Annotated in this window: 11 protein-coding genes and 2 tRNA genes; 2 read left to right on the plus strand and 11 right to left on the minus strand. The window is 66.9% G+C overall.

Going from position 1 to position 12000, the window contains the following annotated elements:
• Window positions 1–3 precede the first annotated feature (3 nt).
• From Mlute_RS04420 to Mlute_RS04445, 6 genes are read right to left on the minus strand one after another with little or no spacing between them, the layout of a single operon-like run.
• Window positions 4–846 (minus strand): YhjD/YihY/BrkB family envelope integrity protein, encoded by an 843-nt coding sequence (locus tag Mlute_RS04420; protein ID WP_119359540.1) that lies wholly within the window; start codon window positions 844–846, stop codon window positions 4–6.
• A gap of 18 nt (window positions 847–864) precedes the next feature.
• The gene (locus Mlute_RS04425; RefSeq protein WP_119359541.1) at window positions 865–2118 is read right to left on the minus strand and encodes a glutamate-5-semialdehyde dehydrogenase; all 1254 of its coding nucleotides are present in this window, start codon (window positions 2116–2118) and stop codon (window positions 865–867) included.
• 10 nt (window positions 2119–2128) lie between these two features.
• Window positions 2129–3271 (minus strand): glutamate 5-kinase, encoded by a 1143-nt coding sequence (proB, locus tag Mlute_RS04430; protein ID WP_119359542.1) that lies wholly within the window; start codon window positions 3269–3271, stop codon window positions 2129–2131.
• A 5-nt stretch (window positions 3272–3276) separates the two neighbouring features.
• Window positions 3277–5097, minus strand: a complete 1821-nt coding sequence (gene pepF, locus Mlute_RS04435; protein ID WP_119359543.1) for an oligoendopeptidase F — start codon at window positions 5095–5097, stop codon at window positions 3277–3279.
• A gap of 32 nt (window positions 5098–5129) precedes the next feature.
• Window positions 5130–6464 carry a GH1 family beta-glucosidase gene (locus tag Mlute_RS04440; RefSeq protein ID WP_119359544.1) on the minus strand — a complete coding sequence of 445 codons (1335 nt, stop codon included), beginning with the start codon at window positions 6462–6464 and terminating at the stop codon, window positions 5130–5132.
• Between the two features lie 33 nt (window positions 6465–6497).
• On the minus strand, window positions 6498–7274 hold the full coding sequence (locus Mlute_RS04445) for a VOC family protein (protein WP_119359545.1): 777 nt from the start codon (window positions 7272–7274) through the stop codon (window positions 6498–6500).
• Between the two features lie 58 nt (window positions 7275–7332).
• Here Mlute_RS04445 and Mlute_RS04450 point away from each other — a divergent pair, with 58 nt between their 5' ends.
• A complete protein-coding gene (locus tag Mlute_RS04450; RefSeq protein ID WP_119359552.1) occupies window positions 7333–8166 on the plus strand; it encodes an SDR family oxidoreductase in 834 nt (277 codons plus the stop codon).
• Between the two features lie 15 nt (window positions 8167–8181).
• Here the strand turns inward: Mlute_RS04450 and Mlute_RS16420 are convergent, their stop codons facing one another.
• From Mlute_RS16420 to Mlute_RS04465, 3 genes are all read right to left on the minus strand, one after another.
• Window positions 8182–8511 (minus strand): hypothetical protein, encoded by a 330-nt coding sequence (locus tag Mlute_RS16420; RefSeq protein ID WP_119359546.1) that lies wholly within the window; start codon window positions 8509–8511, stop codon window positions 8182–8184.
• A 53-nt stretch (window positions 8512–8564) separates the two neighbouring features.
• Window positions 8565–8649, minus strand: a tRNA-Leu gene (locus Mlute_RS04460).
• Between the two features lie 24 nt (window positions 8650–8673).
• Window positions 8674–8750 (minus strand) — tRNA-His (locus Mlute_RS04465).
• A gap of 79 nt (window positions 8751–8829) precedes the next feature.
• Here Mlute_RS04465 and rlmB point away from each other — a divergent pair.
• Entirely contained in the window at window positions 8830–9555 is a 726-nt protein-coding gene (gene rlmB / locus Mlute_RS04470; RefSeq protein WP_119359547.1) for a 23S rRNA (guanosine(2251)-2'-O)-methyltransferase RlmB, read from the plus strand.
• A 3-nt stretch (window positions 9556–9558) separates the two neighbouring features.
• Here rlmB and Mlute_RS04475 read toward each other — a convergent pair whose 3' ends face one another.
• Together Mlute_RS04475 and Mlute_RS04480 are read right to left on the minus strand one after the other, a co-directional pair.
• Window positions 9559–10419: a sulfurtransferase gene (locus tag Mlute_RS04475; RefSeq protein ID WP_119359548.1), complete on the minus strand. Its 861-nt coding sequence runs from the start codon at window positions 10417–10419 to the stop codon at window positions 9559–9561.
• 98 nt (window positions 10420–10517) lie between these two features.
• The coding region (locus Mlute_RS04480; RefSeq protein ID WP_119359549.1) for a primosomal protein N' at window positions 10518–12000 on the minus strand (1483 nt) is incomplete at its 5' end.

Genomic DNA, 12000 nt, shown 5'->3' on the forward strand with positions numbered 1-12000 from the left:
TGCCTAGAGGAGGTCGCGGTAGCGCTCGCTCAGAGCCCGGGCCAGCACCGCTCCGGCTAAAAGAATCCACATGCTCAGGTAAAAGCCCACCATGCCCAGGAGGAACCCCGCCACCGGTCCGTAGAGCATCTCGTACTGGGTACGGGGCAGCAGAAGCGGCAGCCCAAGCCGCATCCCCTCCCAGGCCAGCGCTGCTGCCAGGGCCGCGCTAAAGGCAGCCATCAGGCGGGGCATGGGCCGGGGGAGGAGCCAGTAGGTGAGGAAGAAAAGCCCCCAGGCCCCCAGTAGGGGGAAGGCCCGCTCCCCGCTGCCGGCCAGCTCGAGAGGCAGGTAGCGCGCCAAGAAGCCCAAGGCCAGCCCCAGCAGGGCCAGCAGGATGAGGGCCAGCCCCAACAGCAAGGGGGCCAGCAGCCCGGCTAGCCGTCCCTGCAGGAGGGCCAGCCAGCCCACCTGCTTTTGTGGGAATGGCGGGGTGGTCCGAGGGGAGGGCTCGCCGAAGATGAGGCCCAGGGCATAGGCCAGGGCGGAGAAAAAGTTGCCGCTCACCCAAAGCAGCGCCAATAGGCTGGCGAAGGTGAGGGGGAAGGCCCCTCGAGCCAGGAAGCCGATTAAGGTCTGGGCCAGGTCCGGCTGGGTGGGGAAGAGGGCCACCACCAGGTCAACCAGCCTGAGCAAAACCGCCTCGCGCAGGCCCGGGTTGCTGGGGAGCAGCAGGCCGAAAAGCCCCACCATCAAAAAGAGCAGGGGCATCAGGCTGAAGAGGGCGTAGTAGGCCAGGGCCGCTGCGAAGAAGGGGATGTGGGCCCGGCTGTAGAGCCAGTAGAGCTGGCCAAGAAAAGCCCTCATGAACCCTTTTTTCTGGCCCTACCCTTCCCGCACCTGCCCCTGGCCCAGGGCCACGAACTTGGTGGTGGTGAGCTCCCGAACCCCCATCGGGCCGTAGGCGTGCAGCTTGCTGGTGGAGATGCCGATCTCTGCCCCCAGCCCAAGCTGAAACCCGTCGTTGAAGCGGGGCGAAGCGTTGACCAGCACCAGCGAAGCGTCCACCTCGCGCAAGAAGCGCAAGGCGTGGGCGTGGTGCTCCGTGCAGATGACCTCGGTGTGGCGGGAGCCGTAGCGGGCGATGTGTTCCAGGGCCTCCTCCAGGGAGTCCACCACCTTTACGGCGAGGATTAGGTCCAGGTACTCTGTGCGCCAGTCCTGTTCCTGGGCAGGCTTGGCCGGGATGATGGCCCGGGTGCGCTCGTCGCCGCGGAGCTCCACCCCGGCCTCGGCCATGGCCTGGGCCAGCTTGGGCAGAAAGGTAGGGGCGATGGCCTGGTGAACCAGCACTTTTTCCAGGCTGTTGCAGGTGCTGGGGCGCTGGGTTTTTCCGTTCAGGGCGATGCGCACCGCTGCCTCGAGGTCGGCGCTCTCGTCCACGAAGAGGTGGTTCACGCCTTCGGCGTGGGCCAGCACCGGCATCCGGGCCTCGCGCTGCACCAGCTCAATCAGCTCCTTGCCGCCTCGAGGGATGATGAGGTCAAGCAGGCCCGAGAGGTGGCACATCTCCAGGATGGCCCTGCGGTCGGTGGTGGGCACGAGCTGGATGGCCTGATGGGGCAGATCGGCCTCCTGCAGGGCCTCCTGCATGAGCCGGACCAGGGCCTGGTTGGAGTGGAAGGCCTCCTTGCCTCCCCGGAGCAGGATGGCGTTTCCGGCCTTGAGCGAGAGGGCACTGGCCTCCACGGTGGCGTTGGGGCGCGACTCGTAGATGAAGCCGATGACCCCTAGGGGGATGCGCATCCGCCCTACCTGCAGGCCGTTGGGGCGAATCTGCAGCCCCTCGATTTCCCCTACCGGGTCGGGCATGGCGGCTATCTGCCGCAGGCCTTCCACCAGGTCGCCCAAAATTCGCTCATTCAGGCGTAGCCGGTCTAGCTTGGCCGGCGGGAGGCCTGCTGCCTGGGCGGCCTCCAGGTCTTTCTGGTTGGCAAGGAGGAGGGGTTCCCTTTGCGAGCGCAGGCGCTCGGCGATGCCTAAAAGGGCCTGGTTTTTAGCCGCTGGTGAGGCCGAGGCCAAAAGCCGGGCGGCCTCCCGGGCGGCCTGGGCCAGGGCGCTAAGCGCGGAGATGGTCATGCCTTAGAGTTTACTTTCCCCCCAGCTCCGACACCAAGGCGAAGTAGTCGCGGTGGATGGCCTCGTCGGTGTTTTTGTAGCCGAGCAGGGCCTCAATGTCCTTGGTTTTTTTTCCCTTGATGCGGCGCAGCTCCGCCGCGCTGTAGTTGACCAGGCCTACCCCAATCAAGCTGCCCTCTGCATCCAAGCAGCGCACCGGTTCGCCGACCCCAAACTGCCCGCGCACCTCGAGGATACCCGCTGGCAGGAGGGAGGCCCCCTCCTGCTGCAGGGCCCGGGCAGCCCCCGCGTCCACCACCACCTCGCCCCGCGGCTTGGGGAGCTGGTAGAGCCATAGCTTGCGTCCGCTGTAGCGCCGCTGTCCGCCGGCGAAAAAGGTGCCCACCCCCTCCCCCCTAAGGGCCTGTGGGATGCTCTCGGGGCGCGTGCCTGGGAGGAGCAGGGTGGGAATTCCCGCGGCTTGGGCCTTCTGGGCGGCCAGCAGCTTGCTCCTCATTCCTCCGGTGCCCACCCGGTTGGGGCTTTCCCCTGCCATCCGCAGCACCTCCTGGTCCACCCGCTCCACATAGGGGATGGCCCGGGCCCCCGGATGCTGGCGGGGATCAGCCTCGTAGAGGGCCTCAATGTCCGAGAGCAGCACCAGCAGGTCGGCCCCTACCAAGGTGGCGATGAGGGCGGAGAGCTGGTCGTTGTCGCCGAACTTGATCTCTTCCACCATCACCGTGTCGTTCTCGTTGATGATGGGCAGGATACCCCAGGAGAGCAGGGTCTCTAGGGTCTGCCGGGCGTTCAGGTAGCGGTGGCGGTGGCCTAGGTCCTCGGCGGTCAGGAGCACCTGGGCCACCCTCAGGCCGTACCAGCTAAAGGCCTGCTCCCAAAGCTGCATCAAAGCGGGTTGGCCCACCGCGGCCAGGGCCTGCTTGCCGGGCATGGTCTTGGGCTTTTCCCGCAGCCCTAGCTTTTCCATGCCAACCGCTTGGGCCCCGGAGGAAACCAGCACCACCTCCCGGCCTTCCGCCCTCAGGGCCGAAACCTGGGCGGCGATCTCAAGCTGGTGCTTCCGGCCTTCTGGCCCACTCAGCACCGCGCTGCCCACCTTGACCACCAGCCGGCGGTACTGCGAAGGGGGTAGGGGAGTGCGGCTCGAGCTCATCAGGGCTATCCTACTAGCTCCTCCAGCTCGTCCACCATCGCTTTTAGGGCTGCGAAGCCCTCCTCTATGGGCTCAGGGCGGGTCATGTCTATCCCGGCGATCTGCAGCGCCTCCAGGGGGTAGACCGAGTCGCCAACCTTGAGGAACTGGAGGTAGCGCCTCGCTGCCGGCTCACCCTCCTGCAGCACCCTGCGGGCCAGGGCGTTGGCCGCGGCGATTCCGGTGGCATACTGGTAGACGTAAAAGGGGCTATACAGGTGGGCGAAGTGCATCCATCCGGCGCCCAGCCGCTCTCGGTCTAGCTCCACCTCGCCGCCGTAGCCCTCGGCGAGGAGCTCCACCAGGCGTTCGCTCAGGAAAGGCGCGGTGAGGGCGCCGCCTTGCTCTATGCGCTGGTAGAGCTCCAGCTCAAAGCGGGCCAGGGTGGGCATCACAAAGAGGTAGCGGTGGAAGTTGGCGAAGGCCTCCTCCAGCACGGCCAGCTTTTCCTCGCGGCCCTTGGCTTCCCTCAGCAGCCGTGCCCGTACCAGGGCTTGGTTGAAGTTGGAGGCCACCTCGGCGATGAAGAGGCTGTACTGGGCGTAGACGATGGGCTGGCTTTGGCGGGCGAAGTAGCTGTGCATGGAGTGGCCCAGCTCGTGGGCCAGGGTGCTCAGCGAGAAGAGGTCGTCGGACCAGCTCATCAGGATATAGGGGTAGGTGCCCTTGAGCCCGGAAGAAAAGGCCCCCGGCCGCTTGCCCTGGTTCTGGCCCCAGTCCACCCAGCGCTCCTCAAACAGGCCCCGCCGCAGGGGCTGCACGTACTCCGGGCCCAGCGGCTCCATTCCCCGGCAGATGGTCTCGGCGGCCTCCCAAAAGGTAACTTTGGGGCTCGGCGCCAGGGGGGCGGGGGCATCGTAGATGGGCACGTCGTGGCTTTGCAGCCGCCCCCCCAGGGCTTTCTTACGGATGCGCCAGAAGCGGTGCCAGGTGGGGAGGTTTTCCTGAAAGATGGCCAGCAGGTTGTCGTAGACCACCCGGGGGATGTTTTCCCCGGAGGTGCGGCCCTCCGCCAGGGCCATCTCGAGGCTGCTCCCATAGCCCCGGGTGCGGGCCAGGAAGGCGTAGCTTTTGATGCTGCCCTGCAGGGTCTGGGCCAGGGTGTTCTTGAAGGCCAGGTGCCCGTCGGCGTAAGACTCCCAAGCGGCCTTGCGCACCTCGGGGCACTCGTGGACCAAGAGCTCCCCAATGCTGCTGTGGGAGACCGCGAGGCTCTGGCCCTGATACTCCACCGGCCTGAACTGCATGTCGGCGTTGGTGGCGGCGTAGGCGGTGGCGCTGTGGCCCCTTAGGGGGTCGGAGGCCGCGGCCAGGACAGCCTCCACTTCGCGGCTCAGCACGTGGGGCCTGCGCCGCTCGAGGGCCTCAAAGTAGTGGCGGTAGACCCCCAGGGCTGGCTCCTCGCGGATGTACGCCTCTAGCTTTTCCCAGCCCAAGGAGAGCAGCTCGGGCTCGAGGTAGGCCCCCGCCGCGGCCAGCCGGGCCAGCATGCTTTGGGCCTCCCCCACCATCCGGCTGAAGGTGGGGTTGGTGCCGTCGGTGGCCCGCTGCAGCGAGGCGTACTGGAGGACCTTCATGGCAAAGAGCATCCGCTCGTGGTAGGTTTCCAGCGCCTCCAACAGGGTTTTTGCCGATTCACCGAGCCGTCCGGCAAAGCGGCCCACCTCCTCTGGGTAGCCCGTGGCCTCCTCCAGCGCCTTTTTCCATTCGGCTTCCGAGGGGAAGAGGGCTTCCAGGTTCCAGGTCTGCTCTTTGGGGAGTTCGGAGCGTTTGGGCAAAGGCTTCACCCGCCCATTGTACCGCCAAACTGACCTGCTGGTCAGCCGAGGAAATCCCGGAACCAAAGGGCTGAGTCCTTCAGGATGCGCTGCTGGGTGGGGTAGTCCACATAGACCAGTCCGAACCGGGGCCGATACCCTTCGGCCCACTCAAAGTTGTCCATCAGGCTCCAGTAGAAGTAGCCCTCTACCGGGACCCCCTCCTGCTGAGCCCGCCTTACCTGGCGCAGGTGGGCTTGGATGAAAGCAATGCGCTTGGCGTCGTGCACCTGCCCGTTCTCCAGGGCGTCCGGGTAGGCCACCCCATTCTCGGTGATGACGATGCGCCTTACCCCGGGGTAGGCCGCGAACTGCTTGAGCAGGTGGTAGAGGTTCTCGGGCCAGACCTCCCAGCCCATCGCGGTCAGCTCGCCCCCCCGCTCCTCGTGGGGCACCTCGCGGGCCCAGGTGGCCGGCGCGAGGGGGTCAAAGCGCACGAGCTGGCGGAAGTAGGTCTGCAGCCCGATGAAGTCAAAGTTGAAGGCCAGCTTCTCCAGGTCGCCGGACCTTATGTAGGGGCGCAGGAGATGGAGAAAGGGGGCCCGCCGCCAAGGGTAGCCCAGCCCCAGGGCGGGCTCAATGAAGAGGCGGTTGGCGATGGCGTCGTACTGAATGGCGGCCATCCGGCTCAGCCAGGTGGGGCCTGCGGCCTGCACGTAGGAGGCCGAGAAGGTGGTGCCAATCTGGGCCTCCGGCAGGTTGGCCCGCAGGATGCGCCCTCCCTCGGCCTGGGCCAAAGCAGCGTGGTGCACGGCGGGCAGGAAGCTGGATAGGCCCTTGCGCCCCGGGGCGTGCCGGCCTTGCAGGTAGCCCAGCACGGTGAAGACGGTGGGCTCGTTGAGCACCATCCAGTGCCTAACCCGGTCGCCAAAAGCCTTGCTGCAAACCTCCACGTACTCGCCGAACCAGCCCACAATCTCCCGGTTGGTCCAGCCGCCCTGGTCCTCCAGGGCCTGGGGCAGATCCCAGTGGTAGAGCGTGACCCAGGGCTCCAGGCCCAGCTCGAGGGTACGGTCAATCACCCGCTGGTAGAAGTCCAGGCCTTTGGGGTTTACCCGACCCCGTCCCTCGGGCAAGATGCGGGGCCAGGACAAGGAGAAGCGATGGGCCTGGAAGTTCATCTCCCGGATGAGGGCGAGGTCCTCGCGGTAGCGGTGGTAGAAGTCGCAGGCCACGTCGGCGTTCTCCCCGGTCTTAATCCGGCCAGGGGTATGGGCGAAGGTATCCCAGATGGAAGGCCCCCGCCCGTCCTCCTCCACCGCGCCCTCTATCTGGTAGGCCGCGGTGGCCACCCCCCAGCGGAACTGGGGGCCGAAGTCAGCCTTCCGAAGCTCCACGGGCCCAATCTAAGCCAACCAGGGGTGGGGCTGTCAAAGGGGCTCGAGCCGCACCCAGGCGCCGTTGGGGTCCTGTAGGGTTTCAGGCCCCCGGCCCAGCAGGGCGATGCGGTAGCCCAGCAGGCCGGTGGCGTTGGCCGGGGCCAGGCGGTTTTGCGCCCATAGGTTCACCCCCACGTGGTGGTGGTACCCGTCGGCGGCAAAGAAGCGGGCCCCGGGGAAGTCGCGCTGGGTCACCTCCATCCCCAGGCCCGTGAAGAAGGCCTCTGCTTCGTCCAGGTCGGCGACGTGGAGGTGGATGTGGCCCAGCCGGGTGGTGGGGTCCAGGGGGCCTGGGGCCTTTACCTCGGAGAGAAGGCCAAAGAAGTCTAGGGGCTGGTTCCCCATGCTCAGCCGGTTTTCCCGGCGGGGCCACTCGGCCCTGGGGCGGTCGCGGTAGAGCTCAATGCCGTTGCCCTCGGGATCGGATAGGTAGACCGCTTCCGATACGCCGTGGTCCGAGGCGCCTTCGAAAGTGGGGTAACGGGCGTCCAGGAGGTGCTGTACTACCTCCCCTAGGGCCCGGCGGCTGGGCAGGAGCAGGGCGAAGTGGTAGAGGCCCAGGGTGGGGCGGGGGCGCAGAGGGGCGCTGGGCTCGTGCACCAGCTCGAGCCCAAACCCTCCCCCGGCTGGGGCCAGCTCCACCCGGTTCCCCTCCCGCCTTACCAGCTCCAGCCCCAGAAGCCCCTGGTAGAACCGAAGCTGTCGCTCCAGGTTTTGCACCCGGAGGGTGAGGCCCCTTAGCACAAGGGTAGGCCCTAGGTCTGGCATGCTTCCAGGTTAGGTCCTCCGCTTTGAAGCGTAAAGTGGTGGGCGTATCCTAATGGACGTGCGGGTTTTCATCACCGGAGGAACCGGTTACCTGGGCCGCGCCCTGTTGGGGCAGGCCCCAGCCTGGGCCACGGCGCTCGGGGCCAGCCACCTTGGCCAGGCCCCAGGGGAGGGCGGAGCAGACTGGGTCCGGCTGGATATCCGCGACGAGGCGGCGGTTTTGATGGCACTGGGCTCCTTCAGGCCCCAGGTGGTGCTTCACACCGCCTACAGCAAGGCCGACTTAGAGGGGGTGGTGGTGCGGGGCACCGTCCACGTGGCCCGGGCTTGCGCGCTCCTGGGGGCTCGGCTGGTCCACCTCTCCACCGACCAGGTTTTTGACGGCCGGGAGGCCCCCTACGCCGAGCCGGCCAGGCCCAACCCCCTCACCCCTTATGGGCGGGCCAAGCTGGAGGCCGAGAGGGTAGTGGGGGAGATTCTTCCCCAGGCCGCGGTGGTTCGCTGCTCGCTGATATGGGGCCTAGACCCGCCGGACCCCACCACCCGGCTGGTCTTGGAGCTGGCCGATGGAAAGCGGGAGGGAGGGCTTTTTGAAGACGAGTACCGCTCCTTCGTCTTTGTGGAGGACCTGGCCCGGGCCCTGTGGGAGCTGGTGCGGCTGGAGTACCAAGGGGTGTTGCACCTGGGAGGGGCTGAGGTGCTGAGCCGGCTCGAGTTCGGCCAGCTCATCGCCCCTTTCTACGGGCGCGACCCGGCCCGCCTACCCGCCTTGCGGCTGGCCGACTTCCCAGAGCCTAGGCCCCAGAACTGCGCTTTGGACAGCTCTAGGGCCCGCGTTATGCTCAAGACCCGGCTGCGGGGGGTGAGGGAGGTCCTCGCCTCGCGGGTTTGAGCGGGTTTCTGCCTTCTACTTGAACAGGACCAGCCACAGCCACACCCCCACCGCAAAGAGCGCCGCCAGGGCCACGGCCCAGCGGGCCAGGGCTGCCAGATAGCCCGCCCCGAAAAACAGCACCGCGCCCACCCCTGCCGTCCAGGCCCCCGCGGTGGCCGTTCGGTGGGCCAGGATGTCCAAAAGCCCCGCCAGGTCTATCCGGACCCGCAGGAGGTTTCTTTCCAGGCTGGGGTCCACCGTCTGGGTGGCCAGGAAGTAGGAAAGAGCGGCCAGAAAAGCCCCCAGCACCACCAAAAGACCCCCCAGGAGCTCGAGCCAAAGCGCTGCGCCGCTTCCTCTCATTGGCCGAGGATACCCCGAGTGAAGTATAAAACCCCAGGCCAACCTGGGGCTGTTGGTGCGCGGAGGGGGACTTGAACCCCCACACCTTTCGGCACGAGATCCTAAGTCTCGCGTGTCTACCAGTTCCACCATCCGCGCAAGCGAGGCCCTTGGGCCCCGTTTTGGGGTGAGCGATGGGACTTGAACCCACGACCCCCGGTTCCACAGACCGGTGCTCTAACCGGCTGAGCTACGCTCACCGCGCCGCAAGAGCAGCACAGTGTATTCTAGGCTCGAGCCCGCTGGGCGTCAAGAACGGGGCCCTCGTAAACTGGGGCTATGCTTATCTACGGCCGCAATCCGGTGCTGGAGGCTGTACGCGAGGGCCAGGTAGGGCAGGTCTGGGTGGCCAGGGGTGTGGAGCGCTGGCTTTTGCAGGAGCTGGAGCGGTTGGGGGCAACCTACAAGGTGGTGCCCCGCATAGAGCTTGACCAGATGGTCAAGACCACCCAGCACCAGGGTTTGGTGGCCGAGCTGGAAAGCCTGGCCTACGCCGATGGCGAGGCTCCTTTCCGCCGGGCTGAGGCGCGGGGGGAGCTGCCCTTGCTGGTGTTGCTTGACGGCGTCACCGACCCCCGCAACTATGGGGCCCTAATCCGCAGCGCCTTTGCCCTGGGGGCCCACGGGGTGGTCACCGAGGCCCGCCGCAGCGCCCCGCTTTCCGCCCTGGTGCTCAAGGCCTCAGCGGGCGCTGCGCGGCGGATACCCCTGGTTCAGGTCAAGAACCTGCCTCGCTACCTAGAGGAGCTCAAAGGGCGCGGCCTTTGGATCTACGGCACCAGCGGTAAGGCGGAGCACACCCTTGGGGAGCTTGACTATCGGCGGCCGCTGGCGGTGGTGGTGGGTTCTGAGGGAGAGGGGATGCGCCGTCTGGTGGCGGAACGCTGCGATGAACTCTTGCGCATCCCCTTGGTGGAGGGGGCCGAGAGCCTAAACGCGGCGGTGGCCCTGGGGGTGGTGCTCTACCAGGTGGGCCTGGCCCGCAGGATGCCGGGCCTGCGGTAGGGGTTACTGCTCAGGGCCTTTTTCAATCGGCAGGCCCACCGCGTTGCCCCATTCCGTCCAGCTCCCATCGTAGTTCTTGACGTTGGGGAAGCCCAGCAGGTGCTTGAGCACGAACCAGGTGTGGGAGGAGCGCTCGGCGATGCGGCAGTAAGTGATGACCTCTTTGTCGGGGGTGATGCCCTTGGCCTCGTAGAGGGCTCGCAGCTCCTCGGCGCTTTTGAAGGTGCCGTCGGGGTTTACCGTGGTGGCCCAGGGGACGCTCTTGGCCCCGGGGATATGCCCTCCGCGGAGCACGCCCTCTTGGGGGTACTCGGGCATGTGGGTCTTTTCGCCGGTGAACTCGGCGGGGCTGCGAACATCCACCAGGGCTCCTTTTCCGGCCTTGACCTTTTCTAGGTGGGCCAGCACCTCGTCGCGGAAGGCCCGCAGGTTGGGGTCGCGCTGGCCGGGGGTGTAGGTGCCCCGGGGGTAGCTGGGTACCTCGGTGGTGAGGGGTTTGTTCTCCTGCACCCACTTGATGCGCCCCCCGTTCATGAGCTTGAGATGCTTGTGGCCGTTGTAGCTGAAGAACCAAAAGGCGTAGGCCGCCCACCAGTTGTTCTTGTCCCCGTAGAGCACGATGGTGGTGTCGTTGGAGATGCCCAGCCGCTCAAACAGGGCGGCCAGCTCGTGGGGCTGGATGAACTCGCGAATGACCGGGTCCCAGAGGTCGGCCTGCCAGTCAATTTTTTGGGCACCCGGGATGTGGCCGGTGTCGTAGAGCAGGATGTCTTCGTTGACCTCTAGGATGCGGATGTTGGGGTTGTTCAGGTTTTCCAGCACCCAGTCGGTGGATACCAGGACATCGGGGTTGGCGTAGTTCATGTCTTCCTCCTCAGCAGAAACACAGCATACGCAAAAACCGCCCAGCTAGCCTAACACAGATTACAAAATGTGTAAACTTTTATCTTCAAACCCCCTCCCTAGTCCTCCAGCAGCCCTACAAAGCTCTGGGGGTCGGGGTCTATACGCAGCCGCGCCCCGCGCACGGGGGGCAGGTTGGCCATCAGGGTCTGGATGCGGCCCTCGGAGCTTTTGAGCAGGAGATGAAACACGTACTGGCCCCGCAGGCGGGCCACCGGGGCCGGGGCCGGGCCCAGCAGCTCGCCGGGTTCGGCCTGGGGTTTGAGGGCGGCGGCGAGCTGGAGGATGGCGTCGCGGGCTACAGGCTCCTTGGGGTGGGCGACCTCGAGCTTCACCATCCGGCTTGCAGGGGGGTAGCCCAAGGCCTGCCTTAGGGCCAGCTCCACCTCCATAAAGCCCCGGGGGTCGGCGGACTGGAGCGCCTTGTGGGCCGGATGGTGGGGTTCAAAGGTCTGCAGGGCCAGCAAGGGGCGGCGGTGGGGGTGAAGGTCGGCGAGCTGCCACAGCAGCCGGTGGTAGCGCTCGGCGGCCCGAAAGTCGGACTCGAGCACGAACCCATCGGCGTAGGGCAGGAGCACCAGGGCCAGCTCGGGCAGCACCGGGGCCCGCAGGATGGCTGTGGTGCCCACCAGCACGCCCGGCTCCCCTGAGAGCAGCGGGCCCAGGTCGTCCTTGGCCTCGGCGGTGTAGCGGTAGCGGGGCAGGGCCGGGAGGTGCTGGGCCAGGGCCTCCAGGAGCCAGTCCACCCCCGGCCCTCTGGGGTCAAAGACATCCGAGCGGCAGCTCGGGCAGAGCGGAGGGGCCTTCGCCTCGTGGCCGCACTGGTGGCAGCGCAACAGGCCCAGCCGCCCGCTTTTGTGGTAGCGCAAGGGCAGGGCGCAGTTGGGGCACATGGCCTTCCAATCGCACTGCTTGCAGCGCAGCACCGCGCTGTAGCCCCGCCGGGCTGAGAGCACGATGGCCTGACGCTTTTTCTCCTGTACCTGCTGCAAGAGTGCAAGGGCCGCCCCCGAAAAGGGCCAGCCCCGTTCTTGGTGCATGTCCAGCAGGTGGAGCCGGGGCTCAGGCCAACGGAGGACCTGGGCTGGCTCCTTCCAGACCTCGGCGCTGTTCACGCTCGAGCAGTAGTGGATGGGCACCCCCAGCCCCTGGGCCCGCAGCCGGGCCAGCCGGGGCACGAAGGCCCTCGAGCCCCCCGGCAGCTTGTAGGCCTCTGCGCCCTCCTCCACCACCACCACCCGGGCAAAGGAAAGGGGCAGCAGAAGGCCCTGGTAGGTAGCCAGCACAGGCCTGGCCCCTTCCCCCTCCCGGCAGAGGGCCGCCCATACCCGTCGCCGCTCCTCGGGTTGCATCTCGCCGTGGAGCACCCAGGCCTCCGGGAAAAAGGGCTGGAACCGGCGCAGGAGGGCCACCTCGGGGAAGAGCAGCAGCGTGCTGCCCTCCTGCAGGAGGCCAATCAGGACGCGGATGCGCTCTGAAAGCCGACCCCCTTCAATCCGAGTTGGGGTTTGGGCTAGTAAAAGCGGGGGAGGGGGCTCGGCT

The sequence above is a fragment of the Meiothermus luteus genome (assembly GCF_003574085.1).
Classification (GTDB): domain Bacteria; phylum Deinococcota; class Deinococci; order Deinococcales; family Thermaceae; genus Meiothermus; species Meiothermus luteus.